The sequence below is a fragment of the Pseudomonas sp. 5P_5.1_Bac1 genome (assembly GCF_025466015.1).
In the GTDB taxonomy this organism is placed as follows: domain Bacteria; phylum Pseudomonadota; class Gammaproteobacteria; order Pseudomonadales; family Pseudomonadaceae; genus Aquipseudomonas.
This window is the reverse complement of sequence record NZ_JANLNX010000055.1, coordinates 199,996-226,854: the sequence shown is the minus strand read 5'-3', so window position 1 is coordinate 226,854 and position 26,859 is coordinate 199,996. Positions and strand designations below refer to the sequence as shown.

Annotated in this window: 22 protein-coding genes; 3 read left to right on the top strand and 19 right to left on the bottom strand. The window is 61.8% G+C overall.

Going from position 1 to position 26,859, the window contains the following annotated elements:
- Positions 1-466: 466 nt before the first annotated feature.
- The 6 genes from NTD82_RS12240 to NTD82_RS12215 all read right to left on the bottom strand — a co-directional run bounded on the left by NTD82_RS12240 (position 467) and on the right by NTD82_RS12215 (position 8,375).
- Complete coding sequence (locus NTD82_RS12240) at positions 467-1,237, bottom strand: electron transfer flavoprotein subunit beta (protein ID WP_175653392.1); 771 nt, start codon at positions 1,235-1,237, stop codon at positions 467-469.
- A gap of 15 nt (positions 1,238-1,252) precedes the next feature.
- A complete protein-coding gene (locus NTD82_RS12235) occupies positions 1,253-2,476 on the bottom strand; it encodes an electron transfer flavoprotein subunit alpha/FixB family protein (RefSeq protein ID WP_262128917.1) in 1,224 nt (407 codons plus the stop codon).
- On the bottom strand, positions 2,476-4,422 hold the full coding sequence (gene dgcB, locus NTD82_RS12230; protein WP_262128916.1) for a dimethylglycine demethylation protein DgcB: 1,947 nt from the start codon (positions 4,420-4,422) through the stop codon (positions 2,476-2,478). Before dgcB ends, NTD82_RS12235 begins: the two co-directional genes overlap by 1 nt.
- 152 nt (positions 4,423-4,574) lie before the next feature.
- Positions 4,575-6,635: a dimethylglycine demethylation protein DgcA gene (dgcA, locus tag NTD82_RS12225; protein WP_262128915.1), complete on the bottom strand. Its 2,061-nt coding sequence runs from the start codon at positions 6,633-6,635 to the stop codon at positions 4,575-4,577.
- Positions 6,636-6,652: 17 nt separating this feature from the next.
- Positions 6,653-7,183 carry a DUF5943 domain-containing protein gene (locus NTD82_RS12220; RefSeq protein ID WP_262128914.1) on the bottom strand — a complete coding sequence of 177 codons (531 nt, stop codon included), beginning with the start codon at positions 7,181-7,183 and terminating at the stop codon, positions 6,653-6,655.
- 214 nt (positions 7,184-7,397) lie between these two features.
- Positions 7,398-8,375, bottom strand: a complete 978-nt coding sequence (locus NTD82_RS12215) for a dipeptidase (RefSeq protein ID WP_095156248.1) — start codon at positions 8,373-8,375, stop codon at positions 7,398-7,400.
- 247 nt (positions 8,376-8,622) lie between these two features.
- Here NTD82_RS12215 and NTD82_RS12210 point away from each other — a divergent pair, with 247 nt between their 5' ends.
- The 3 genes from NTD82_RS12210 (at position 8,623) to NTD82_RS12200 (ending at position 10,418) form a co-directional block, all read left to right on the top strand.
- Positions 8,623-9,372, top strand: a complete 750-nt coding sequence (locus NTD82_RS12210; protein ID WP_262128913.1) for a hypothetical protein — start codon at positions 8,623-8,625, stop codon at positions 9,370-9,372.
- A gap of 211 nt (positions 9,373-9,583) precedes the next feature.
- Positions 9,584-9,991, top strand: a complete 408-nt coding sequence (locus NTD82_RS12205; RefSeq protein WP_095156250.1) for a lysozyme inhibitor LprI family protein — start codon at positions 9,584-9,586, stop codon at positions 9,989-9,991.
- Positions 9,992-9,998: 7 nt separating this feature from the next.
- Positions 9,999-10,418 (top strand): DUF3010 family protein, encoded by a 420-nt coding sequence (locus tag NTD82_RS12200; protein ID WP_095156251.1) that lies wholly within the window; start codon positions 9,999-10,001, stop codon positions 10,416-10,418.
- Between the two features lie 9 nt (positions 10,419-10,427).
- Here the strand turns inward: NTD82_RS12200 and NTD82_RS12195 are convergent, their stop codons facing one another.
- From NTD82_RS12195 to tssF, 13 genes are all read right to left on the bottom strand, one after another.
- Positions 10,428-10,691 carry a PAAR domain-containing protein gene (locus NTD82_RS12195; RefSeq protein WP_262128912.1) on the bottom strand — a complete coding sequence of 88 codons (264 nt, stop codon included), beginning with the start codon at positions 10,689-10,691 and terminating at the stop codon, positions 10,428-10,430.
- Positions 10,688-11,884, bottom strand: coding sequence for a DUF6708 domain-containing protein (locus NTD82_RS12190; RefSeq protein WP_262128911.1), 1,197 nt, complete (start codon positions 11,882-11,884; stop codon positions 10,688-10,690). Before NTD82_RS12190 ends, NTD82_RS12195 begins: the two co-directional genes overlap by 4 nt.
- A gap of 122 nt (positions 11,885-12,006) precedes the next feature.
- Entirely contained in the window at positions 12,007-13,197 is a 1,191-nt protein-coding gene (locus tag NTD82_RS12185; RefSeq protein WP_262128910.1) for a DUF6708 domain-containing protein, read from the bottom strand.
- Entirely contained in the window at positions 13,198-15,819 is a 2,622-nt protein-coding gene (locus NTD82_RS12180) for a T6SS effector BTH_I2691 family protein (protein WP_262128909.1), read from the bottom strand.
- Between the two features lie 23 nt (positions 15,820-15,842).
- On the bottom strand, positions 15,843-16,718 hold the full coding sequence (locus tag NTD82_RS12175; RefSeq protein WP_262128908.1) for a DUF4123 domain-containing protein: 876 nt from the start codon (positions 16,716-16,718) through the stop codon (positions 15,843-15,845).
- Entirely contained in the window at positions 16,715-18,817 is a 2,103-nt protein-coding gene (locus NTD82_RS12170) for a type VI secretion system Vgr family protein (RefSeq protein ID WP_262128907.1), read from the bottom strand. The genes NTD82_RS12175 and NTD82_RS12170 overlap by 4 nt, the downstream gene beginning before the upstream one ends.
- Before the next feature lie 96 nt (positions 18,818-18,913).
- Complete coding sequence (locus NTD82_RS12165; protein ID WP_095156258.1) at positions 18,914-19,432, bottom strand: Hcp family type VI secretion system effector; 519 nt, start codon at positions 19,430-19,432, stop codon at positions 18,914-18,916.
- Positions 19,433-19,552: 120 nt separating this feature from the next.
- Positions 19,553-20,419, bottom strand: coding sequence for a type IVB secretion system protein IcmH/DotU (icmH, locus tag NTD82_RS12160; protein ID WP_262128906.1), 867 nt, complete (start codon positions 20,417-20,419; stop codon positions 19,553-19,555).
- A gap of 1 nt (position 20,420) precedes the next feature.
- Positions 20,421-21,758, bottom strand: coding sequence for a type VI secretion system baseplate subunit TssK (gene tssK, locus NTD82_RS12155; protein WP_095156260.1), 1,338 nt, complete (start codon positions 21,756-21,758; stop codon positions 20,421-20,423).
- Complete coding sequence (tssJ, locus tag NTD82_RS12150; RefSeq protein ID WP_159985259.1) at positions 21,755-22,774, bottom strand: type VI secretion system lipoprotein TssJ; 1,020 nt, start codon at positions 22,772-22,774, stop codon at positions 21,755-21,757. The genes tssK and tssJ overlap by 4 nt, the downstream gene beginning before the upstream one ends.
- Positions 22,774-24,105: a type VI secretion system-associated FHA domain protein TagH gene (tagH, locus tag NTD82_RS12145; RefSeq protein ID WP_095156262.1), complete on the bottom strand. Its 1,332-nt coding sequence runs from the start codon at positions 24,103-24,105 to the stop codon at positions 22,774-22,776. Before tagH ends, tssJ begins: the two co-directional genes overlap by 1 nt.
- The gene (tssG, locus tag NTD82_RS12140; protein WP_095156263.1) at positions 24,102-25,121 is read right to left on the bottom strand and encodes a type VI secretion system baseplate subunit TssG; all 1,020 of its coding nucleotides are present in this window, start codon (positions 25,119-25,121) and stop codon (positions 24,102-24,104) included. The genes tagH and tssG overlap by 4 nt, the downstream gene beginning before the upstream one ends.
- On the bottom strand, positions 25,085-26,851 hold the full coding sequence (tssF, locus tag NTD82_RS12135) for a type VI secretion system baseplate subunit TssF (RefSeq protein WP_262128904.1): 1,767 nt from the start codon (positions 26,849-26,851) through the stop codon (positions 25,085-25,087). Before tssF ends, tssG begins: the two co-directional genes overlap by 37 nt.
- Positions 26,852-26,859: the final 8 nt, after the last annotated feature.

The following is a 26,859-nucleotide window of genomic DNA, read 5'->3' as shown; positions in this document are numbered from 1 at the left end:
AGATTGTGTGGAACTTTTCCCGCCTGAGGAGCAGGAGTGGATAACTCACCAACGCTGCGGTTTTTGGGGCTTTAACGGGGATTCGGAGAGTGAAAGGCGGGGTTTGGTTGTTTTTTGATCAAAAACGACAAGTTATTGTATTTAAAGAATTTATCTTGATACGGAACAGTTTATCCACAGAGGCGCTAACAAGGATTGTGGGCAAGTGCTGGTTTTTGTCTGCGAGAGGATTCAACAGGGCCGAGACGTACCACCCACGTATTTTTTGGGGGGGGCCGAATCGCGAGCAAGCTCGCTCCTACAGGGCATTGTAGGAGCGAGCTTGCTCGCGATCGCGCACTGCCTGCCCGCAGCAGAAAATTGATCAAAATTCGATCAAAACTCTGAAAGCCCCACCCAGCAAGGCCTCCAGCCGATAGCAAACACTTTATCCACAGCCAGGCCAACAGTCTCTGTGCACAACCCGTCAGCGCAGCACGCCCTCCTCCACCAACAACTTGATGATCGCCTCGGCCCCCGCCTGCGGGCTGACATCCTTGAGCACCTGCCCGCCACCGCCGCTGGCCTTGGCCGTCGCGGCTTTCATGCGGTCGGCGCCGCTCTTCGCCTTGATCACCTTGAGCCGCTTGGGCCGGGGTTTGGCCGGTTGCAGTTCGGCACTGGCGAGCAGTTCGTCCTCGACAATCGCCACTTCACGCGCCGCCAACACACCCCGCCGAGCCGGGCCGAATGCAGTCTGCCGGGGTTTCGGCGCGGCGTTATCCACAGAGGCGAGAAACGGCAGGCGCACTTTGAGCCGGCGCCGCTGACCACGCGGCAGCGCCTGCAGCACCTGGGCGGTGCCGTTGTCGATGGATTCCACCTCGGCCAGGCCCACCACCAGCGGCCAGCCCAGGCGCTCAGCCAACAGGTACGGGAGCATGCCCGAACCTTCGCCGGTTTCCGCCTGACTGCCGGTCAGCACCAGTTGTGCACCGGCATCGCGCAAGTAATCGCCCAACACGCCGAGCACATCGGTGCCGGCGGGCTGTTCGAGCACATCCAGGTGCGCCAGGCCCATGCCGAGATAGGCGCGCAAGGCGTCTTCGTGCGGGTCGCCGGCGTGCAGCACCTGCAGCCCTTCGCCTGCCAGTTGCAGACCCAGTTCCACGGCGCGGGCGTCCTGTTCGGCGCGGCGGCTGCGTCCCGAGAGGGGGTGGGCGCCGACCGAAACCAGGCTGATGACCTTCGTGTTCATAACTGTCCCCTGCCCTTATGCCGCGTCGCGTTGCGCGCCGTTGCGGAAGTTTTCCACAGCCTCGATCAGCGCCTGGAGGATTGCCGCGCTGTCGCCTATCACTGATAGATCGGCACGTTTGATCATGTCGCAGCCCGGGTCCATGTTGATGGCCACCACCTTGTCGCAAGCGCCGATGCCTTGCAGGTGCTGGATCGCCCCGGAAATGCCCACCGCCACATAAACCCGCGCGGTGACCCAGGTGCCGGTGGCGCCGACCTGGCGGTTGCGCGGCATGAAGCCGTCGTCCACCGCCACCCGCGAGGCGCCTTCGGTGGCGCCGAGTGCGACCGTGGCACGGTGGAACAGCGCCCAGTCCTTGACGCCATTGCCGCCCGAAACGATGAATTCGGCTTCGGCCATGGCAATCGCCGCCGGGTCCACGGCTACCGGGCCGAGGTCTTCGATGCGAGAAAGGCTGCGCGCCACGCCTGTGGACAACTCCACCGGCAGGGCTTCGTGACGGGTTTCGCTGACCGGCTCCGCGCATTCGGCCGACGCCAGGATCAACCGCGGCAGCGTACGCACCAGGTCCTGCTGGCCGGCACCGGCGCGGCCGCTGCACACGCCGTCCTTGACCTGCCAGACCCGCGTGGCCGGGCGTTCGCCCAGGGCCGCGGCAAAGCGCCGGCCCAGTTCGCCGCCGCCGGTGCGGCTGTCCGGCAGCAGCCAATGCCGAGGGCCGAGCTGGTTATCCACAGCCCGCAGGCCCTGGATTCGTTGCTCCGGTGCATAACCCTGGAATTCGTCGCCGTCGATGACCAGCAGGCGATCGACGCCGTTGCCGGTGAAGTTGCTCTCCTTGTGCTCGCCGAACACCACCGCCAGCACCGCGCCGTCGCTGCCGGCGAGGCTGTGGGCCAGGCCGAGCAAGTCGCGGTCGTGGCTGCTCAGGCGACCGCCAACCATGTCCGGGACCACGGCGATGTAGAACGCCGGCGCCGGCACCTGGTGCAGCGGCAACTGCACTGCGGCGGCGGCGCTGCGCTTGCCGCTGGTGCCGCCCTGCTGGGCGCCGCTGCGGTCGATCCGCTTGAGACCGTTGGGGCCGATAAAGCCCAGCGCATGGGGATTCTTGCGGATGACGCCGTTGGGCCCCATCCAGGTGGTCTGTTGCACCTGCATGGCCGCGTGCAGCGGGTGCAGGCGGTTACGGGCGATCCATTCGGCGCGGGGGTCGCGGCGGATAATGTCGCTCATCAGTGCACCTCCGCGGGTTCACGTTTGTTCACCGCCGGTTTGCTCGGCGCCTCGGTTTCCACCAGGGCGTCGGCCACCAGTTCGGCCAGGTCCTTGATCAGCGGACGGGGCTCGACCACGCCTTCGAGCATCGCGGTGCATTGTGGACAACCCACCGCCACCACTTCAGCGCCGGTCTCGCGGATGTCGTCCATGCGCATGTCGGGGATCCGCTGTTTGCCGGGAATGTCGGTAATCGGCGCGCCGCCGCCGCCGCCGCAGCAGCGCGAGCGGAAGCCGGAACGTTCCATTTCCTTGACCTCGATGCCGAGGGCGCGCAGCACCTGGCGCGGCGCCTCGTATTCGCCGTTGTAGCGGCCGAGGTAGCACGGGTCGTGATACGTCACGCTGCCGCCCTTGTGCGCATCGAGATTGAGTTTGCCGGCGGCGAGCAGTTCGGCGATGTAGGTGCTGTGGTGCTGCACCTGATAGTCGCCGCCGAACGCGCCGTATTCGTTTTTCAGCACATGGAAGCTATGTGGGTCGCAGGTGACGATGCGCTGGAAACGGTACTTGCCCATCGTCTGGATATTGCGTCTGGCCAGTTGCTGGAAGGTCGCCTCGTCGCCCAGGCGGCGGGCCACGTCACCGCTGTCGCGCTCTTCCAGGCCGAGCACGGCGAAGTCCACGTTGGCGGCCTTGAGCACCTTGACCAGCGCGCGCAGGGTGCGCTGGTTGCGCATGTCGAAGGCGCCGTCGCCGACCCAGAACAGCACGTCGGTGCTCTTCACCTCGGACAGCAGCGTGAGGTTGAGGTCGGCGGCCCAGTTCATCCGCCCGCCGGGGTTGAAGCCGCCGGGGTTGTCGGTGGCGATCAGGTTGTCCAGCACTTCGGCGCCCTTGTTCGGCGTGGCGCCTTTTTCCAGGGTCAGGTGGCGGCGCATGTCGACGATGGCATCGACGTGCTCGATCATCATCGGGCATTCCTCGACGCAGGCGCGGCAGGTGGTGCAGGACCACAGCGTCTCGGCGTCCACCAGGCCGTTGACGATCGGCTGGTGCGGGTTGCCGCCGTGCTCGCCGATGGGTTTGCCCGGATAAGGGCTGCCGGCGAACTGCGCGTCGGTGCCACCGGCCAGGCCGATGACCATGTCCTGGATGAGCTTTTTCGGGTTCAGCGGCTGGCCGGCGGCGAAGGCCGGGCACATGGCCTCGCACTTGCCGCATTGCACGCAAGCGTCGAAGCCGAGCAACTGGTTCCAGGTGAAGTCCTTGGGTTTTTCCACGCCGAGCGGCGCGCTGCGGTCTTCCAGGTCCAACGGCTTGAGGCCGGTGGAGCGACCGCCGCCGAAGCGTTCGGCGCGGCGGTGCCAGGCCAGGTGCAGGGCGCCGGCGAAGGCGTGTTTCATCGGCCCGCCCCAGGTCATGCCGAAGAACAGCTCGGACACGCCCCAGACCACGCCCAGCCCGAGCAGGGCAACGACGAACCAGCCGCCGAAGCCTTCCGGCAGGATGCCGGCCACCGGCAGGGTGGCGATGAAGAAGGTGGTGGAGAACACCAGCAGGCTTTTCGGCAGGCGCATCCACGGGCCTTTCGACAGACGCGCGGGCGGGTTGAGCCGGCGTTTGAAGACGAACAGCGCACCGCAGAACATCACCACGGTGGCGGCCAGCAGCGCGTAGCCGAGGATGCGGTTATGCAGGCCGAAACCGTGCACGACGATGGCCAGCACGGCGGACAGGACAAAGCCGCCGGCGGTAGCCACGTGGGTTTTCGACATGTACTTGTCGCGTTCCACCACATGGTGGAGATCGACCAGATAACGCCGCGGCATGGCCAGCAGGCCGGCCAGCAGGTTGACCTGCGACGGTCGCCCCTGGCGCCACATGCGCACCCGCCGCACGGCGCCGAGCACGGCCAGGCCGAGCGCGGCGAACAGCAGGATGGGAAGAAGAACGTTCAGCATGGGAAGCTCCCACTGGAGTGGTTGCATGGGGCCGGCCTCATCGCGAGCAAGCTCGCTCCTGCAAGAACTGCGGCGCACCGATTATCTGTAGGAGCGAGCTTGCTCGCGATGGGCCGCAACGCGGCCCCCGAACAGCCCGCTCCCGCGCCCGATCAGAAGTCCTTGCAGAGCCGCAAGGCGTCATAGATCGCCGCATGGGTATTGCGCTGGGCCACACAGTCGCCGATGCGGTACAGCAAATAGCCTTCGCCCGGCTGGCTGAGGATCGGCTGCGGCTGGATGGCGAACAGGGCTTCGACGTCGATCTGGCCCTTGTTCCGCGAACCCTCTTTCAGCCCGTAATACAGCGCCTCGTCAGGCCGCACGCCGTTCTCGATCACCACCTGGTCGACCACCCGCTCTTCCTTGGCGCCGGTGTATTCGTTCTCCAGGACCGCCACCAGCTTGTCGCCCTCGCGGTAGACCTTTTCCAGCATCAGGTCGCCGGTCATGATCACTTCCTTGGGGTACATGCTGCGGTAGTAGGTGGGGAACGAGGTTCCGCCGATCGCCACGCCCGGCTTGATGTCGTCGGTGACGATCTCGACCTGGCTGCCTTTGTCGGCGAGGAAGTCGGCCACCGACATGCCGGTGAACTCGCAAATGGTGTCGTAGACCAGCACGTTCTTGCCCGGCGCGACCTTGCCGTCGAGCACGTCCCAACTGCTGACCACCAGACCTTCGGCGGCGCCCCAGTGCTCGTTCTGCTCGACGAAAGGATGGCCGCCCACCGCCAGCACCACGATGTCCGGGCGCAGGTCCATGATGGTGTCGGCATCCGCCGCGGTGCCCAGGCGCAGGTCGACTTTCAGCCGCGCCAGTTCCAGTTGATACCAGCGGGTGATGCCGGCGATCTGGTCACGCTGCGGCGCCTTGGAGGCAGTGGTGATCTGCCCGCCGATCTGGTCTTTTTTCTCGAACAGGGTCACGTCGTGGCCACGCTCGGCGGCAACCCGCGCCGCTTCCATGCCCGCCGGGCCGGCACCGACGATCACCACCTTGCGTTTCGCCCCGGTGGATTTCTCGATGATGTGCGGCACGCCCATGTATTCGCGGGAGGTCGCGGCGTTCTGGATGCACAGCACATCCAGGCCCTGGTACTGGCGGTCGATGCAGTAGTTGGCACCGACGCACTGTTTGATCTGGTCGATCTGGCCCATCTTGATCTTGGCGATCAGGTGCGGGTCGGCGATGTGCGCGCGGGTCATGCCGACCATGTCGACGTAACCGCCTTCGAGGATGCGCGTGGCCTGGTTCGGGTCCTTGATGTTCTGCGCGTGCAGCACCGGGACTTTCACCACCTCCTTGATGCCCGCCGCCAGGTGCAGGAACGGCTCCGGTGGATAACTCATGTTCGGGATGACGTTGGCCAGGGTGTTGTGGGTGTCGCAGCCCGAGCCGATCACGCCGAAGAAGTCCACCATACCGGTGGCGTCGTAGTACTGGGCGATCTGCTTCATGTCCTCGTGGCTGAGGCCATCGGGGTGGAATTCGTCACCGCAGATACGCATGCCGACGCAGAAATCCGGGCCAACCTCGGCGCGAACGGCCTTGAGCACTTCCAGGCCGAACTTCATCCGGCCTTCGAAGCTGCCGCCCCATTCGTCGGTGCGCTTGTTGACGCGCGGGCTCCAGAACTGGTCGATCATGTGCTGGTGCACCGCCGACAGCTCCACGCCGTCGAGGCCGCCGGCCTTCGCGCGGCGCGCCGCTTGCGCGTAGTTGCCGATCACCCGCCAGATTTCCTCTGGCTCGATGGTCTTGCAGGTGGCGCGGTGCACCGGTTCGCGGATGCCCGACGGCGACATCAGGGTCGGCCAGTTGAAGCCGTCCCACCGCGAGCGACGGCCCATGTGGGTAATCTGGATCATGATCTTGGCGCCATGCTTGTGCATGGCGTCGGCGAGGTTCTGGAAGTGCGGGATGATGCGGTCGGTGGACAGGTTCACCGACGCCCACCATTCCTGCGGGCTGTCGATGGCGACCACTGAAGACCCACCGCAAATGGCCATGCCGATGCCGCCCTTGGCCTTCTCTTCGTAGTACTTCACATAGCGGTCGGTGGTCATGCCGCCGTCTGTGGCATACACCTCGGCGTGCGCGGTGCTGAGCACACGGTTGCGGATGGTCAGTTTGCCGATCTGGATCGGCTGGAACATAGCTTCGAATGCCATGGCGCGGACTCCCCGACTTACAACGGCTTGACGATGAACAGGCCGTCGTCGTGGCCTTCTTCAGAACCGCCGTAGACCTGCTCGGCGACGGTGCGGATCGAACTGCCGCGGGCGGCGAGGATCTGGTCCATGGCCCCGGCGAACCAGCCGGTGAACATGTAGTCGACCTTGCGCCCGACCTTGCCGTAGACGTAGACGAACGCGGAGTGTTCGAGCTTGACGCTGGCGGTGCCTGTTTCCAGGTCGATGTCCTGGATCTTGAACAGGCCCCAGCCGCGCTGGGACAGGCGCTTCATGTAGTGCTCGAACACCGCCACGCCTTCCAGGCCGTGGCATTCGGCTTCTTTCTCGCACCAGTGCCAGGCGGACTTGTAGCCGGCCTTGTAGAGGATCTCGGCGTAGGCATCAGCGCCCAGCACTTCCTCGATGCCCATGTGGTTGTTGACGAAGAAATGCCGTGGCACGTAGAGCATCGGCAGGGCGTCGCTGGTCCAGACACCGGTCTCGCTGTCGACTTCGATTGGCAATTGCGGGGCGATCTTGGCCATGGAAACTCAACTCCAGAAAATTAGGTATTCGAGCTGCAAAGCCGCTTTGGCTTTGCTTTTTGATAAAAAGCCGCTGTGAATGCCTTTGGAGGCTTGCGAGCGCGTCGAGAGCAAGGAAGGACCGGAACGAGAAGCGAGACAGTACCGAGGTACGGCGAGCTTATCGTGAGGACCTGACGCAGCTATCGGCGTGCTCGCGAGACTCCAGAGGTATTCACTCGCCCCAGACGTCCTTGAGGACATTGACCCAGTTTTCGCCCATGATCTTGCGCACCACGCGCTCGGAATGGCCGCGCTTGAGCAGGGTCTCGGTGAGGTTGGGGAACTCGCCCACGGTGCGGATGCCCAGCGGGTTGATGATCTTGCCGAAGTTGGTCAGGCGACGGGCGTAGCCCTTGTCGTGGGTCAGGTACTCGAAGAAGTCCTGGCCGTGGCCCTGGGTGAAGTCGGTGCCGATGCCGATGGCGTCTTCACCGACGATGTTCATGGTGTATTCGATGGCTTCGGCGTAGTCGTCGATGGTCGAGTCGATGCCCTTGGCCAGGAAGGGCGCGAACATGGTCACGCCGACGAAGCCGCCGTGGTCGGCGATGAACTTCAGTTCTGCGTCGGACTTGTTGCGCGGGTGTTCCTTGAGGCCCGAAGGCAGGCAGTGGGAATAGCAGACCGGTTTTTTCGATTCGAGGATGACTTCCTCGCTGGTCTTGGAGCCGACGTGGGACAGGTCGCACATGATGCCGACGCGGTTCATCTCGGCGACGATCTCGCGACCGAAGCCCGACAGCCCGCCGTCACGCTCATAGCAGCCGGTGCCGACCAGATTCTGGGTGTTGTAGCACATCTGCACGATGCCCACGCCCAACTGCTTGAACACGTCGACGTAGGCGATCTGGTCTTCGAATGCGTGGGCGTTCTGGAAGCCGAAGAGGATGCCGGTCTTGCCCAGTTCCTTGGCCTTGCGGATGTCAGCGGTGGTGCGCACCGGCATGACCAGGTCGCCGTTCTCGCGGATCAGCTTCTGGCTGGCGGCGATCTGGTCGACCGTGGCCTTGAAGCCTTCCCATACCGACACGGTGCAGTTGGCCGCGGTCAGGCCACCTTTGCGCATGTCCTCGAACAGTTCGCGGTTCCATTTGGCGATGATCAGCCCGTCGATAACGATGCTGTCTGCGTGTAATTCGGCCGGGCTCATCAGGCAGTCCCCTTTTTTGGTATTCCCGCGCCGAATCGTCTGCCGGCGCTATTGGAGCCAGCATATGCCTCGGGGGATTGTCGCCCCGGTGCAAAAACGACAGGGGAATTGCCGAAAGCGTCAAAGCGCGACAAAGCGTCGCGAGCCGGCCGGGAAAGGCAGGCCGGGCGTGAAGGGTGTCCATCTGCCAGCAAGGGTCGGGCTGCCGCCAGTATCGGCGGCGCTGACCACTTCAATGGAGTTCGTGATGACCCAACCTGACCAAACGCTCGATTTCATCGCCTCGCTGTCGCTGCCGGATACCGACGCACTGCTGCGACAAGCGGAGACAGTTCCTGCCAGCGCCATTTCCGATACCGACAGCGCCAACATCGCCGGGCACAGCGTGGTGTCCTTTGTCTCCGGCTTGAGCCCGCAGAACCGCGAAGATGTGCTCAACAGCACGCTGCTCATGCAACTGGCCGCGAGCGCGGCATTCGACAAGACGCAGCAGCGCGAAGCGTGGTTCCGCTTCTATACCGAAGGGCTGGGCAAACTGGGCTGGACCGTCTCCAACAGCTCGATCGAGCACTATGTGCCCAAGCACGATGCCTTCACCATGGATCAAGTGGCCCTCGACATCATCGAGTCCGCGGTGGGCGGCGCCGGCTTCGCGCCGGTGCTGAAGAAGACCTTCGCGGCGCTGAAAAAGCAGCCGCAGGCCCTGGCGCTGTTCGAGCACCACAGCGACCACGGCTGGCTGGGCATGTTCCAGATCCTGCCGTGCTCGCAAACGGCGGAGGGCAACGTGTCGATGCTGCTGAACTGCATGCAGTTCGTGCACAACGCGCTGCGCTACAAAATCCTGTTTTTCACCTACCGACAGCACGAAGTCCAGGTGTACCGCTCGGCGCAACTGGCCGTGCTCAATACCGGGGTCTACCGCCAGGTGCGCGAAGCCGTGCTGGACAAGCTCGGCGGCAACGCCAGCCAGTTCATTGCGCGGCTGGCGCTCTGATCGACGGTGCACACCTGTAACGGTTTGCTCGAGGGATGCCCACGCGGCTGAACAGCCGTACATCGCAGCAGTCGCCGGCATAATCGCCGGCGATACCCATGAAAGCCGACAATCATTATCAACAACTGCAAACCTTCATGGAGAGGCGCTGTTCTTTGCCGTGGCGCTGAGCGAGAATCCCTGCCCATGTTCCTTTGGGAGGATGCCGCAGATGAAATCGATGGTCTGGCTGATGCTGGCCACCCTTGCCGTTGGCGCCCACGCCAGCGAAGAAGAAAGCACGCCATGCGACAACGTCGAGACCGATCAGCAGAACTACGAGTGCGCGCATTTCAGCCGCACCAGTTCCGAACGTGAACTCGAGGCGGCCTTCGCCGACCTGCAGGACCGCATCAAGGAGCAATACGCGGGCAAGGCCACGAAAATCGCCGAGCTGAGCAAGCGCCTGAACGATGCCGAGGCAATCTGGAAGCAACTGCGCGATGCCGACTGCCGTGTCGAAACCTACGACATCCCCGCCGGCAAGGCCTTCGAGGCGGCGCAAAACACCTGCATCGCCCAGCGCAACGATGACCGTTCCGAGTATCTGCAGTCCCTCGGCCTGCCCACTTCCGATTGAGCACGACATGAAAATCTGCGGTATCGAACTCAAGGGCAGCGAAGCCCTGCTGGCCGTCGCCAGCCTCGACGGCGGCCTGCCGCTGCACCAGCCCGTCGCGACCAAGAAAATTGCCCTGGACGACGACGAAGACGCCGCCCAGGTCAAAGCGTTCGCCGCCCGCGTCCAGGCCTTCGTGAACGAGCACGGCATCACCCACGTGGCGATCAAGAAGCGTGGCAAGAAAGGCGACTTCGCCGGCGGCCCGGTGACCTTCAAGATGGAAGGCCTGCTGCAGTTGCTGGACGGCTGCGAAGTGCACCTGGTGTCGCCGCAGACCATCACCGCGCAAGGCAAGAAGCATGACCTGACCCCGCCTGCGGCCCTGAACAAGTATCAGCATGAAGCGTGGAAAAGTGCGGGTGCGCTGATGTTTGGCCGACGCTGAGCAGAGCCATCATCCCTGCCACCTGATGCCTTTCTGAGAAGCGATCAGGTTGGCCCCGCAAGAAGCAGTGTCACTGTCTCGCGCGGGTGTCTTGCCATTGGCTCGCATCCCGCGTCCTGCCGCCTCGATGGCAACCCTCCCGTGCAGGGGGCACTCAAGTGTGTCGCCATGCCCTGCCACGGCAATGCCATTGGCGGTGAAACCGGTGGTTGCAGTCTGTACCGTGCCACCATGGCTACTGGTGTCGCCGAGAACAATGAAAGGTCGGCTCATTTCAACTCCTGGCGATGAACATCTGGCTCAAGGCCGGACATAGACTCTGGCGTGCTCTGCCCTGCCTCTTGCGACGCTTGTTCGCCAGATTGCGCACCGCTTTTCGCGGGCCTGCGGGCACGTCGTGGTTTTTTCCCGGCGGGCTCCACCTTGGGCAGCGGTGGCCAGTCAGCAGCGGTAGATAGTTGCGGAACTGGTTTTCCGGGCAGCCCGGCCTCTCGGATGATGCGCGGCCAGCGGGGCTCCCAGCACAGCAGCAGCGATATCCAGTGGCCCACGGCATGCAATGCCAGAGCCGGAGAGGTCAGCGCCACAATGCAGGCGACCTGCCAACGCATACCGGCACGCCACAGCGGCCTGAAAAAGCTCAGGGGCGCCATTACCGACAGCCACGGCCATGGCACCTTGCCGAGCAATTTCTTCGGTGCGGGTACCGATTGCGGACCTTCCTCCATATAACGGCGAATGAATTCCCAGAGATTGACCATATCGCTGGTGCCATCGACGCGTTTGCCAACGAAGACCATATGGAGGTAAGGGTGGTCGGGCGTGGAAGGCTCCCATAAAAGAATGAGTTTCGTGCCTGTGTGAGCGCCTTCCTCGTGGCCTACTCCCGCGTCAACGATTACCTTCTCCCAGTCCAGAACGGTAATGCCCCCCGCGAATTGAGGCCGGTGCAGATAGACCTGACGCGTGACCCGATTGAAACGGATCAACATTCGGCGTTGAACGAAGTTTTCAAGATTTATGAAAATACGTGCATATCGGATTACTACGTAAAAGCATCCGACGGTCAGAGCACCGGTGAAGGCCGCAAACACATAGTCGCCTACTGTTGCAGCGTCTTTTCCCCAGTAATATACGCCTGTAAACCAGACCGTATTGTCTAACGCCGCATCACCAGAAAGAGTGCAAAGTAAATAAATAGTGAACACTGTTAGGTAAGTAATAACGCCGCGCCGCTCCTGTGATTCTCCTGCCATAATCTCAATGTAGGTTTCATTGAACTCATAGATCGAGCCGTCCGCACACGGAGCTTCACTGACCCGGTCTCGAATTCCGGGCAAGTCATCTTCGTGTTTGTATTTTCCAGCTAGTTTTTCAGCCAAGTATTTTTCTTTTTCTTCCTGCCACATTTCACTGTTGCGGCGAGAGGTTTGTACGTACCACAACATCCATTCAATCCAATACATTCAGAGCTCCTCCTCCAGAGCCTCATAGAGTTTTTGTAGTTCCATGTCCTGATCCTTGAATGGTTTCAATAGCCATCCGACTCCCAGCTCGTCAAACCCCGTATGAAGGCTCAAGGTTCCGCTCATTTCAGCTCTTGTCGACGAGCGTCTGGCTCAAGATCGGAGGCAACTTCAGACATACTCTGCCCTGTCACTTGCGACGCTTGTTCGCCCGATTGCGCACCGCTTTTCGCGGGCCTGCGGGCACGTCGTGGTTTTTTCCCGGCGGGCTCCACCTTGGGCAGCGGTGGCCAGTCAGCAGCGGTAGATAATGGCGGAACTGGTTTTCCGGGCAGCCCGGCCTCTCGGATGATGCTCGGCCAGCGGGGCTCCCAGCACAGCAGCAGCGATATCCAGTGGCCTACGGCATGTAGCGCAAAAGCCGGAGAAGTCAGTGCCACCCAGCAGGCAACCTGCCAATGCATACCGGCACGCCACAGCGGCCTGAAAAAGCTCAAGGACGCCATTACTGACAGCCACGGCCATGGCACCTTGCTCAGCAATTTTTTCGGTACGGGCACCGACTGCGGTCCCTCTTCCATATAGCGGCGTATGAATTCCCAAAGGTTGACGATATCGCTGGTGCCATCGGCGCGTTTGCCGACGAAAACAACATGCAGATGAGGCAGGTCGGGCATGCTGGGGCCCCACGACAGGATGAGCTTTCTGCCTATGTTGGCTGATTCCTCCTCACCCACCACGGCCTCGGCAGATACTTGCTCCCAGGCAAAAACGGTCACGCCACCAGCGAATCGAGGCCGGTGCAGATAGACTTGGCGCGTTACGCGATTGAAGCGGATCAGCATCCGGCGTTGAACGAAGTTTTCGAGGGTTATTAAAGTACGTGCGTAACGGGCTGTTACGTAAAAAAAACTACCTGTCAGAAAAAGCATAAATATACCGAGCGCAAACCCTCCTGCAGTTGCTGGGGTTTTTAGCGAGGGATGAATGGCGGTAAACCAGACAGTGTTTGTAATAATCGCAAAACTAACAAGCTTAAATAAAAAACCGCCAATAATAATAGAAATATACGTAATCAGCCCTCGGCGCTCTTGTGACTCCCCAGCAATAAGCTCAATATATCTTTCATTAATTTCATAAGTCGACCCTTCACCAGATGGGGTTTCGCTTGCCCGATAGGGAATCCCGAGGAAATTATCTCTTCCTTTTCCCATACCCTCAGCGGCTTGAATCTTCCTAAGTTTATCTTGCCATTGCTCACTTTCATGAGGCGATGTCTGGATATGCCAGAGCATCCATTCGATCCAGTACATTCAGGTCAATGCCTCAAGTGCTTCATACAGTTTTTGCAACTCTGTTTCCTGGTCTTTGAATGGCTTCAATAAGACACCCGATTTCCATTTCTTGAGACAGCTATGCCAGCACCACTCTTCCATGTCATCAGGATATAGATAAATCATCGCCACGCTTATCCCCAAAGTAACTATGCTGCCAATACCAATCAGCCTAAGTATTATTGGCGCGTACTTGGAGCCGGCCAGACCTTCTATTGCTGAGATTATTTTCAAATTGCTATTTTGTCCGAAGATAAAACGTAATAACGGACCCGTAGACGAAATGGATGCCGCCCCCGCAAGAACGGACACCCCCAGCGATACGCTGCCTCGGGCAAAGTAAGCGCCACTAAGAATGTTGTAATCTTTTTCAAATGCCTTACTGCTATCTTCAAAATCAATAAAAGCAAGCATGGCCCCACCAACACTCGCCAAACTCCCCCCCACCAACCGCAACCCCCCGAGCGTGACCGCACTCCCACGCCCCAAAACCCCCGTCGACGCATACCGGTTCGCAACCATTTGCACCCCCAGTGCCGTCAGCTCGACTGTTGCAGCCGTGGTAATCAGGAGTGCCGCCTTGAACTCCAGGTATTCCTTTTCACCCTCGTCCATTTTCGAGATCTTCACGCCGAGAATGATGCCTTCGAGCAACGCCAGCAGTGTGCCGCCACGCAGTTGGTGAAAGATGCCCTTTCCAGTGTTCTGAAATTCCCGCATTACGGAGTCCCGAACCCGGGCGATATGGGAATTCACCTGACCCGAAACCCGGTTGGGATTAGCCGTCAGCCCGGCTGCCGCCAGTTCGCTCAGTCGTAGACGGGTCGTCACCTCTCCCAGCATGGCATGCACGAAACCGAGCATCGGGCTCAACAGCAGGCGGTTCGTCGCGTTAACCGGTAGTAGCTTCAGCATATATTCGTGAAGGGACGCGAAAAGCGACAGCGTCAGGGGGAGCCGCTGCGGATCGAACCAGCGAGAGCCACCAGCCACGATCGCCATTTGAACGGCTGCATCCACCTTGATCAAAAGATCGACGACTCTCTGAAACCAGGCACTGGCAGCACCCAGCTCGGTGACGAGGTTATCGACAGTCAGGTCGTTGGCCGCGACTTTTGCAGTGGCAAATGCCGCCCGGGCTTCCCTTGCGATGTCGATGTTATTACGCGTCAAGGCACGCCAGGCCAGATTGCGTTTGCTGATGTCGGTGTCCGACCACCACGACGCCAGTTTCGCTGCGCCCTTGCTGCTTGCATTCATGCCGAGCAGGCACAAGGCAATCTGGCTCGCGAACGCCTGCCCCCAGACCGGTTGATGACGATCGTAGACGTCGAGCGCGTGTTCCAGCATCTCGCTGTCCAGCCAGGCGAGATGGTCGTCCCCGCGTCTGTCCATTTCCTCCTGGGCCTTGCGATCGACCCTGGCAAACTCGGCCTGAATCCGCTCCTTGGCTTTCCAGTCCAGCCTGTCCTGGTACGGCTTGAAGGCCGACTCTTTTTCGGACTCGGCCTGGCTTCTTACGCGCTCCGAGTCATACGGCTCGCGTCTTTCCAGCGTTGCATAATTGGTCCCGAAACGGGCCTGGTGCATCATGGCGCGGCCCTTGGCGTCCCGGTCCTGGCGAGCAGCCTTCTCGACGGCCTTCTCGACATACCCCAGTTGCATGGCCATCTTCACGTCGTCCAGCGCCTCGGCCACCACATAGCGGCGCTCATTGCTGATGCCTTGCGCATCGACGGTCTTGAGCCAGGGCAGATTCATCTCGATGGCGTCATTGCGCCAGGCATTCAGTTCCTGAACGATGCCAATCGGGTCATCAAGGACAACCGCGACACCGCCGCCGTCCATCAAGCGCTCCAGCGCGTTGCGGTAGATGGAATCCATGTCCCTGGGTACGTCTCCAGGGGCAAGTGCGCTGCGAAAGGGCGGAAATGCCTGTTTCTCCAGCATGGCCCTCGCGGCGGCATCATCGACGGCCAGGAACTCCGCAACGAGGCTGTCGACATGCGACGGGGTAATGACGTCGTCGAACACTCCACAACTGTTGGCGAGCGTGCGCAGGTCAAACTTCTGCAGGCGGTCACGGTAGCGGTTGCTGCTCAGGTGACGCTCGAGCATGTCGGCACTGAGTGGATCCGGTGTGAACAACAGCCGCGCTTCGTCCACATCTTCCGGATCCGCTACGGTCAGGGTCCATCCTCCCAGCGCCAGGACACCACCCACCGGAGTGCCTGGATAGAGGGGCAGCACGGGCTCCAGCAAACCGCTGTCGTGCGCCCGGTAGGTGGCTTCGCACACGTAGTCCTTGCCCGTGCGTTTGACCAACACGTAGACGTAGCCCTCGCGCACGCTGCGTATGGCGTAGCGGCTGTGAGCAAGCGAGGGCGCCAGGCGCTTGCCCAGGTGAGGGGGTAGCATCGGAGCCAGCTTTTCGACGATGGTCCGGTCCAGGCCGGACATCACGCTGTAGCGCAGTGGCAAGATCGTGAGGGTGCGCTTGCAACTGACACAAGGACCGTCAGGCTCATTGCTGCTGTTTCGGTTGGAGGCCTCGCGGCTGATGGTGAGCAGGTCGCTCAAGGAGCGGGAAGGCTTGGACATGGGGAGTGCTCTCGTTTGTTTGACTACGCCTGCGGGTGGCAAGAAGCGAGGTACAGATCGCCAAGACGACCTTTACCCGCAACCACCGCGCGCATGGCGAACAGCCAATTGCGGTCGGCCGCCAGGCTTGCCGCACCTTTAGTCAGGGAAAGGAAGACGTAGTCGTGAAGATCGTCGTGCGTGGACAACCCGGCCTCGCGTGCGCTGTTCACCAGCGCTTCGACGCGTGCCAACCGCACGCCCCGGCAGGGGCTGTCGAGCAGATCCGGAGCCTGGGTCTCCACCGTGCGCAACAGGCGATGAGGCAGCGGATCACCCGTCAGGGCCTGCCAGAGTGGCTGGTCGATCATCAATGGCGACAGCGGCTTGGCATGGGCCGCGCCCAAGCCGGAGATCCGGGCCCAGAGCTGAATTTTGGTGTCGGACTTGGGAATCCACCATGAGGCAATCGGCGTGATGAGCTCGCGCCACCAGTGCGGCGGAGCTTGCTGATAGAGCACTGCCAACACCCAAGGGTCGTAGTAACGCAACAGATAGGCGGCGCCATCCGGGCCGCGGGCCACGAGAGCTTGTGCTAGGTGTTCGACGAGACGCTCGGGAGCAACGGTGCTGATTATCCAACCGTGCAGTGCGTTGCGCAGCCTGCCAGTGAAGGCTCCGGCCAGCACGGTGTGTCCTTTGCTGTCGGCGGATGCGGCCTTTAATAACAGTGGACTGTGAGGGTGTAACGCGTGCAAGGCCGGCTCTTGCAGCAAGGGCAAGGCGTTTCCCGCAAAACGCTCATGCACGGCGTCGCGCAATTCCCCATCGAGTCCCGCGATGTCGCATACGGCCAGAAGATGTGCTGTCGGCCCAAGCGCATCGAGCTGGTTCAGGATTTGGTCTTCCACTGTGTTCATAGCTTCACCAATGCTTGATGCTCGGAGGCCGCCTTCAGCCAGCAACCGACGCAGATCGGTTCGCCTGTGTTCGCGAGTCCCACCAGATCATTCGCAGAGCCCCCACCGGAGTTGACCAGATCGATAGCGTCGGCCTTGTAAATGACCGCTGCCCCATTGAACCGGAGACCACCGGCATCAAGCGTGAGCACGCCGCCTGGCGTGCTCCAGCGAATCGTGTCCGCGGAACATTCGTATTCTTTCGTGTGATTGCGGATGGCCTGTGCAGCCTGCAATTGGTGGTATCCCTGAATCGTCAACTCGACATGGCCACCAACGCTGGCGGTGTGGTTGGCGGCAATCGTGTCGACCCGGCTGTTGCCGATTTCTTCGATTCGATCCTGGGTTATCGAAATCTGCTGGGTACGCTTGATGACCACTGTCTGGTCGTTGCCAACGGTGGTGAGTTGATCGCGTCCGATGTCTGCACGGTCATCATTGGCTATGGCGTCATGGCGATCATGTCCGACCTTGAGACGCTCATCGTTTTGAATGTCTTCACTGCGGTCATGCCCGACAAAGGTGGTTTCGTCATTCTTGACCACATTGTTCTGGTCCTTCTGGGCATGGATGAACACCTCTTCCTGCCCCGCTTCATCCTCGAAACGCAGCTCGTTGAAACCGTCGCCCTTGTGGGTCTGGCTCTTGAGGGTCATGCGCGTTTTGTGTGCCGGCAATTCGTAGGGCGGACGCTGCAGGGCATTGAAGCCCCGGCCGGTGATAACCGGTTGGTCCGGGTCTCCGTCGAAGTTGCTGACGATCACTTCCTGACCAATACGCGGAATCGCCATATGGCCCCAAAGTGCGCCGGCGATGTTCTGCGACACGCGGATCCAGCAGGAGCTGTGCTCGTCCTCGTTACCCTCGCGGTCCCACGGGAACTGCACCTTCACCCGGCCGAATTCGTCGCAGTAGATTTCTTCACCCGGCGGACCGACCACTTTCGCCGGCTGCGGCCCATCGATGCGCGGTTTGGGCAATGCCTCGGCGCGCCATTCGGCATCGTCCGGCACCAGGATGGCGACGCAGTTGTAGTGGGTGCCCTGGGTGGCGTCGGCGCTGTCCTCGCCCTGGCTGACGTATTGCTTGCCGTGGTGCTCCAGACGTATTGGGCGCCAGCCGCGATTCAGGTCTTCACGCGGGTGGCCAACGAGGTCGAAGTAGATGCCCGGCACCAGGCGCGCATCGTCACCCTCGGTGATGACCTGACAGGCCTCGCCGCGCAGTCCGCGCAGGCGATCACGGGTGAAGGCCTCGCCCACTTCGCCCTTGTAGCGGCCGGGATAGTCGTAGCGTTCGTAGCTCTTGGCCTGGTGCGCCAGGTCGGTGGCTTCGCGCCGGGTCTGCTGGTTGTACAGCGGGTTCTTGAAGCTGTAGTCGCGCTGGGTCTGGCGGGCGCTGCGCACGTTTTCGGTGTAGGTGAAGTTGTGCAGCGCCGGGCCCGGCCGGTCGCCGCCGGGCTTGGGGTTGTACTCGACCGGCTGGCCGGGCTGCTTGCCGAAGATCCATAGTCGGTCGCAATGGACCAGGCGGTGGCCTTCGGCGTGGTGCAGAAAGCCGTAGAAAAAGCCTTCCTCGCGCATGATGCGCTCGACGAAGTGGTAGTCGGTATCGCCGGCCTGCACGCAGTATTCCCGGGTTTCATGAGCATTGGTGATGCGCTGTTCGTAGTCCAGGGTGAGGGCGTGTTTCTTGAGCATCGCGGTGGCGATGTCGGGCACGGTGAGGGTCTGGAAAATGCGCCAGTCCGAGACCAGTCGCAGGCGGGCCAGGCGCGGTTCGACGACAGCGCGGTAGCGGGTGCGGCGAAAGCCGGTCTCGCCTTGCTGGAACGAGCTGACCGAGCCGTGCACATAGCGCACGGGCTGACCGCCTTGCCAGAGGGTGAGCAGCGCCGGACGGTCGAGGACCTGGCCGAAGTCGACGGCGGGGTTGGCGCAGCTCAGGTCGACTTCGAGGCGGAAGGTCTCGGAGAGGCCTTCAGTGAGGTGGAATTCGACGACTTCGAAGTCATCGGGGCCGGCAGTAAAGGTGAAGCGCAGGTCGGATTGGGCGGGCATGGAAAGTCCTCGTCAGCCCTGTGTCGGGCCACTACTCCTTGTGCGAGAGGAAACGACCGGCGCACTAACGCGCCGGTCGCCAGGTGTACCTGCTAATCAGGCTTCCTGAGGTTTGCGCCAGTCGTCCGAGGACTCGGTACCGGAGATGACATGGGTCCAGGTGATCTTGCGGTAGGCCATTGAGACCTTGACCAGTTGGGTGTACCCGGCCATTTGAGTGTCTTGGGCGTGGGGCAACCGGGTGTTGATGCTGACGATGGTGGCGTCTTCAAGGCGGGTAGTGAAGAAGTGCTCCTGGAGCCCCTCGGTGGAGGTGCGGTACCACTTCACTTCCACCTCCGGCAGTGTCTCGCCGGTGGCCAGTGCCTGGTACAACATCGGTGTCGCCTTGTTCAGCGCCGCAGTGAACGTGAAAGGTCCGTGTACGCGCTGACCGGCAGGCTGACCGCTTTGCGGATCGGTCGGGGTGTTGATCAGGTGCTCGATTTCCTGGACCAGGATCTGGTCCTCGTGACCTTCCTGATAGACGTTACCCACGGAGTCGGCGGTAAATGCGCCTTGGGTAATGTGGCCCTGGGTTTTGCCCTGGATGCTGATAAAAGCAGGAGTCGGCATGGATAGCCTCCTTGTTTCGTTGATGTAAAGGCCTTGTGGGCCATGGCGCCATCGGTGATGGCAAGGGGTGTGAAGCAAGCGTTACTTCACGCTCATGAGCATTGCTGAGCTGCTCGAACGTCAGGACTTGAGGATGAAGTCCAGGGACTTGAGCACCTCTTCGGTGGTGCTCCCCAGACTGATTGAGAAGTAGAGATAGGCCGCGGCCAGGACCACACCGGCAATGGCCCAAGGCGCCCACACCGGCCATTGCCGTGCCAGGCGATAGCGACGGGACGCCACGTTGTCCGGCGGGTCGGTCAGGCGCTCGGGACTGTCACCGCGCTGTGTGCGGAGGATTCGATGCAGCTTGCCAATGACGCCGTTGAGGACCTCCTTGTTGTTGTGCTGCTGGCCGTACTTGCCCTGGAAACCCAGGCACAGGCAGAGGTACTTGAACTCCAGCACGTCACGGTAGCGAGCCGGGTCTATCTGCATGCGCGCGAGGACGGTAAAGAACTTCTCGCCGCCCCAGGTTTCGTTGTGGTGATAGCTGAGCAGCGAGCGCTCCCGCCATAGAGAGGAGCGCCCCCACTCGGTGGCCATCACGGCTTCGTCGATGAAGGCACAGAGTGCGTAGCGGTAGGCCAGTTGCGTGGCGCCGTCGTAACCCCGCTGACGGACTTCCTCGGAGAGCGCAGTAATCTGGTCGCGAACCGTGGAATAGAGCGCAGGTATGTCCTCGCAGCGGTCAAGCCGACGCAGGCGTATCACCAGGCCGAGCATTGGCTGGGCCGCATCAATCAGCGGGTTGAGGCTGTGACCGCGCAACTGGAATTGCAGGTCAGTGTCCTGGTCGGTATTGCTCGAGGATTCGAAGAGCAGCCTGTTCTTGTCCTGAATGCTCTCGGCTGCCGCAGAACGCTGCAAGTCGTCCCGCGCCCGCCCAGGCGCTGACAACTCGGGAGCCTCGGGCAGGTCGTTGCCGGTCTGGGTTGAAGTGCTCATGTCATTGACTCCGGATCGCCCAGAACTGCAGTTGCAGTTCCGGGAAATCACCGCTGATGTGGAAACCGAAGCTGTCAGCGCCCTTGGGCATCATCTTCTGCCAGTTGCCTGCGGTGCGATCGAGCTGGAAGTAGGTGAAGCCGGCGTGGAACGGCAGGTGTCTGGGCGCCACGGGCAACGGACTGAGCGGGATGCCTGGCAGTTGCAGGCGGATGAGGTCGAGCAGGGTTTGCTGGGAGGCCACCTTGGCCTGCTGCAGGAACAAATGGCGCATCTTCTCCAGCGGCATTCGGGCATGCACGGCGAGAATGAAATCGGCACTTTCCATCAGGCTGCCATCGTTGATCTGCGCGGTGAGAATGCCGTGCGCCTGCTTGACCAACGGAAGCGATACGGCGCGCGGCTGCAGCACGGTTCCGAGCAGGCGGCGCAGGGTTTGCTCCAGCATCAGGAAGGTGTTTTTCGGGTTGTCGTGCTGATAGGCGGGGAACTCGGGCGCAAGGCGCGAGCCGTCGATGCAGGTGGCTAGCTCACCGCTGGCCTGCCCGCAGGCCAGATAGGCATCGACGGGGCGCACGTCGGGATCCCGGGCCAGATGGCGGAATTGGTGCTGCCAACGATTAAGGGCCTGCAGGAGGCTGAAATCAGTGAAATCCGCCACCCCGGACTGACCGGGCGAACCGATGCGTTGAGCGATGCTCTTGGCCCGCTCGTGCATCAGCGAAGAGATTTCCTCCATGAAATGCGCCAGTGGACGAATAGCATGGAGGTGCAGACCGGTGATGTAGAACCCAGCGTCCATCAGCAGACTGCCGTCGGGCCGCAGATCCAGAATACGGCTCAGGGCCAGGCTGGTGAAGGCACTGCGATCATCGCGCTCCAGTGCCAACTGCAAGTTGGGCACGGCCAGGTCCAGCGGGGCGTGATTGCCCTGGTGACTGTGAGTGTCACGGACATCTTCCGAGTTCAGGAGATAGCGGGTATTGCCATAGCTGTCAGGCCAGCGCACCTGGCCGGTGCCGTCCGAACGCAACGGCAGCGTGAGATAGACCGTCTGGTTGGCCGCGCTGGCGTCGGGGATGGTCAGCGGATCCGGCGGCGGCTGGTCATGCGGGATGTCGAACAACGTACCGTCCGGCATGACACCCCGGGCGCGAATGATGGCGATCTTGCCGAAGGCGAGAAACTCCTGGTTCAGCTCCAGTTCGGTGAAGCCGTACCAGTACCGGCTACCACTGCGGGCATTGATGCAGTGCTCCAGATACCGAGTGGTCTGCTGGAAATGCTGGGGTTTGACGAAGAGTCCTTCGCCCCAGACGACGGGATTGCGGGTGGTCATCGGTAAGTTCTCGCAGGAGAGGAGGCGTCGCCAGGGGCTGGCGCGGAGCGGTAGCTTTCATCGGTGAGCGCAACACGGCTGCCTTGCAGCATCACCATGAGCGGGTATTTGCGACCGCGAGGCTCGATGCGAAAAACGTCGTGCCAACGCTCCGCATTGGGGTCGTGGAAATCCGCCACCACCGCGATGTAGCGAGCCTTTTCGTCGACGTCGGCGAACTCGATGAACTTGAACTGGCCAGGCGTGAGGATGTAGTCGTCCGAGGCCAGGAGGGTGCTGCCCAATACTTTTTCGGGCGTGTTGCGGAGCAATTCAGGGTCGGCGTTTTCGAGCATGGAGTCGTCCTTCAACTGCAATACGCGAAAGCCAACGGGCGTGGCGTTGTTTGGTGGAGCACGCACTTCGGCCGCCTGAGCCAGGACCGGTTCACGGCCGTACTGGCCCAGGTCTGGGCTACCCATGGCGGAAGCCCCGACGCCACCTTCACGGTTGGACAGCACCGGCGCTTGGCGCAGCACCCAGTTCGAGGGGAGTGGCCATCGCGCGGTCGTGGTGCCGGCGAACAGGGTTTCGGGCTGTGATTTGCCAAGGGTCAGGGGTGGCGCGTGCTCGTCTACGACCAGGCCGGGAATGGCCAGGCGCTGACGCACAGCGAGGGTGGTGAAGGCGCTCGTTCGCTCGCTCTCGAAATGACCGAGCAGTGCACGCAGATGCTCGATCAGGTCGTCCTTGCTCGCACTGCGAAAATTGACCGCGAAAGGCCCCTGCTCTTCCTGGTCCCATGGCGCTGGTTCCGCTTCGTCGACAGGCGCGGCAGCCGGGTAGCTAAGCGAGTTGGGGTTGACGTCCGGGCTGGCATACAAGCTCAGAGCGACCTGCGAAGGTTGGTCCTGCGCAGCACCGACCTGGATGGACGGACTCATCAGCACCTGGCCCGTTTTTGTGAGCACGTTGCCCACGGTGCTGCAGCCGACAAGCGCGGCCGAGGCCAGCAGGAGCGCAATGGCGTGCCTCATCATGCCTCCGCGCGCAGCGCCTGATCGAAGGCCTGCTCGAAAACTTCCCAGAACAGCTTGTCGAAGCCTTGCTGCCGGCCGGAGGTCAGTTCGTCGTAATAGTGCCCGTACATTTGCCACGCCCAGTCGGTAGTCTGCGGCTGCCCGCTGCGTGCAGGGCGATAGCGCTGGAATCTCTGCTCCAACTGTTCGGGTGAGAACGCCTGCAAGAGCGCGGCGAGCCCGGCGGTGATGGCCTTGTGTGTCGCAACCTGCTGTCGGCGAATCTGCTCCAGTGACTCCTCCACCGCAGCCGCGGGTGACAGGTGGACAACGCTGCGTTCGGTGGAAAACAGCGCTCGCACGGTGTCCGGGTAGTTTTGTCCCAGACGCAGAGGGTTGTCTTCGATGGGCTGCAGCGTGCGCCCGGCCAGGGAGATTCTTTGCTGATCGTCAGCCTGAGGAGCATTCAGGGCGCACAGGCCGCGAATCAACGCTCCGAGCGCACGCCCCGACTCGTTTAGCAGCGCGTAGGCCTCCGTCTCATCGATCGCTCCGACCGGCGCGCCAATACCCTCCACCAAGGGCTCGACCAGGCTGACAGGCTCTGCGTTGCTGGAAAACTGCCGTTGAATCCACTCTCGGGCGGCGGCGGGCTGAATGTCCTGTACCGACATGTTGGGTTCTCCTGGGGCATGCATGGGGGCGCCGTAGATGGCTTCGGATCGGGTGCTCGCGACGTCGGCCTGGGCGGCCAGCGGCGTCTGTCCGTAGTGACTTGGATCGAGGTTGGCAGTTGAGCCGTCGTGGACGACGTCGAGGGCCTCGAGAGGATCGAGCAGGCCTTGAGGCCCTTGGGGGGCTCCGAGCGCCTGGAACTCGGCCCAACCTGATTGCTGTCGATATTCGCTATCGACCTCATGCGGCTCAGCGCTGGGCAAGGCCTCCAGAAAGTCCATGGGCAGATATCCAAGGTCGCCGGAATGAAGCTCGGCATCGCCCGAAGGGTGAAGGTCCTCTCCCAGGTCAACGGAGATCCGGTACGGGCCGATGTGCAGCCTGTCGCCATTGCTCAATCTGGCGCAGGCGTTGGTACCGAGCGGTTGTGTCTGGTCATTGACGGTGGTGGCACCGCAGCGATCGATAACCAGGAAATAGCCATCCTCGAGGAGAATCTCGCAATGCAGGAGACTGACCCCACCGTCGCGATCGCGCAGTGTCCAGTTGGCGTTCTGCGATCCGATGGTGCCGCCTTCGGCAACGAAGACATGGCCAGGCTTGCTGCCTTGCTGGAGCACCTGGGGGTTGTCTACCACCAGGGACAGGCGCCGAACGGCGTTATCTACAGTCATGTGCGTACCGTGAGTCGAACAGGGGGAGGCGTGCGCAGGTGCGGCTGCTCGAGAAAACTGGTCCAGCCAAGCTGGCAGCCGGTGTCGTGCCCCAGGTTGAAGGCGGGGATTTCGTGCTCGCACAGCCCCAGCTCAAGATCGCAAGGGGTCTGGTCGCGCAGCAGATAGGCGACCAGCATGCGTAACCGTTCGAAGTTCTCGCCGTTGGGCAGGAACTCGCGAAAACGTGCCTCCGACAGGGTGTGGATGACGATGGTGAATTTGCAGTGACGGGTTCGGACGCTATCGCCGAGGCGAAAGCTTTCGTCCAATTGCCCGTTGCGCAGCCCAAGCTGTGTGCGGTCGTCCACGGCGATGTCGGAATAGCGCAGTTCGAAGTCGCGGATGCTGACGTCCGGCAGGTCGAAGCAGTGAGCAATGAGCCCCGTTACCATGGCAGGCGAGCGGCTGCGGTGAACCACGGCACCGGCGAAGCTGAGCAGGCGACTCCAGGCGATGGGCGTGGCGCCGCGAATGGCATCATCCTTGAGTCCCACCAGGGCGAAGAGACGCTGTGAAAGTCGGTCACTCGCGCCCGGACGGAAGCGGATGTAGTGGCGGTATTTACGCCAGGCCTGGTGAAGCAGGGTCAGCAGACGGTGGTTGAAAAAATCGAAGAAGGCAGGACGGATACCTTCACCCTGCCCCGCCTCGTAAGCCAGGCGTTCGAGGTAGTACGACGGCAGCGGGGAATCGGGGCCGTGCATACCGAAGAAGGTCGCCTGCACAAGGTACTGATGCGGCAGATTCCCCTCCAGACGCTGCGCCAGGAAGACATCCGAGGCCGGGAATCCGACGCCGGCAAAATTGCTCAGGCGAATGCGCTGCTGATCGGCCGCATAGGCCTCGGCAGACTCCAGATCATCACCATGCAACCCATGCAGGCGCTCGAGCAGGCAGAAGAAGTCATGACTTCTGGCCTCGCCAAGCAAGACGTCATTCAAATCAGGGGCTGGGTTCCGCTGCGCATCGACCATGCGTAGTGCTCCTGATTCTTGACGTTGATGGCCTCCAGCACATGGAAGGAGGAAATGCTGGCGTACACGGAGAGGAAGTGGCTCAGCACCGTGCCAAAGAGATACAGATCGCCCTCGCAGGAGAACCCGTCCTGATCGAGCTTGACCACGGTGCGCAATCCGCGGATGGGGAGTGCCTTGAACATGCGATCGATTGGAGCGGTCTGCACCTCCAGCAAAGCGCCCAGGCGCATCTGTGTGGAGCGTGCGCGCTGGACGTCATGGTGGGCGGCGAAATCATAGGCGCGGATAACGGCCTTCAAGGGCTCGGCCGACAGTAGTGACAGGTAGGTCGGCGACAGGTTGGATATAAGGGTCCACAGCAAATCACCTTCCAGCACCGGTCGGTACGAAGGGGTTGGCGGGGTCAGGTTGCGGCAGGCTACGAAGGTGGGCATGCCCGGCGTGCGTATACAGATGTCGCCCACCGCCAATGCCTGCGGCAGGTCGCAATTGCTGCAGGTCAGGGCGAAAGAAACGGTCTCTTCCCGCCCGATGTAGCGTTGTTCGTCGCTGCGCACGAACGACACCCGGTACTCGACACCGGCGCTCATCAGCGAAGGCTCGATCCGGGTGCGGTAGTAAAGGACGGTCCGCCCCTGCTCGAAGTCGATCTGATGGCGAAGGGACTCGAACGGTTGGTAGGTTCTCAACCAGGCGCCAGGCTGGCCGGAGGCTTCGCTCTTCCAGCCGTCGACGCGATCGATGCTGAATATCTCATAGGCATCAGGTCGCTGGCCTGCTGGCCGCACGCGATGGTCGAGGGTCTTTCCGGTCAGCCTTACCGGTTCGGCGTCATGCTCGAAGAGGTTGACCGCGGGCGCGCAGTACAGCGCCATGTCCCCCGTCTGCACCCGCACATCGTCCGGCATGGGACGGGTAAAGCGGAACTCCAGGCGGATACGTTCGGTGCTGGTGGTGGGCCAAAGGGCGCGCAGCCCAGCGAGCCCGAAGAAAAAATAGCGGCGAGGAAAAAGGAAGTACTCCTGCAGGATGCGGTATCCGTCCAGGGCGTTCTTCGGATAGGGCAGCAAGGCTTCGTCCGGGCTGAACCCTGGGAAAACAATCTGGCTGGCAGGGATGTGCCTGACCACCCCGTCGCATTCCATACGCACATCGGCCAGGTATCTGGACAGCCACAGGTACAACGTCATGGCGATGTAGTCGCTGCCGCTCAGGTAGAAATCCAGGCGGTCGCAGTCGTAGGTACTTGGCGGATTTCCACTCAGGGTGATGAGGTCCACGCGGACCGTCGATTTCTCCAGCGAATGCGCATCGCTGATTTCACTGATCTGCAACGGATAGACATCGACGTTCGCGCAGGTGCGGAACTCACACTCCACACCGTCGACGCTGCGCGAGCGGATACGCGCGCCCTTGGCGATGCGCTGGCGGACGGTGATGGACCGGTCCACGGGCGGAAACTGCATGATGGTGGTGCTGGGAAGCGAGCGCAGATAGTTCGGCCACAGCAGTTGCAACAGAGGATGCGTCAGCTCGGGAAAGTCATCGTCGATTTTCAGCCGCAGCTTGGCTGTCAGGAAAGCGAAGCCCTCCAGCAGCCGCTCGACATCCGGGTCGGTGGCCTCGTCTCCCAGAAACCGGGCCAGTTGCGGATTGTTTCGCGAGAACACTCGACCGAGTCGACGCAGGTAATCCAGCTCCTCCCGAAACTTGCTCTTCAGTGGCATCCCGCCTC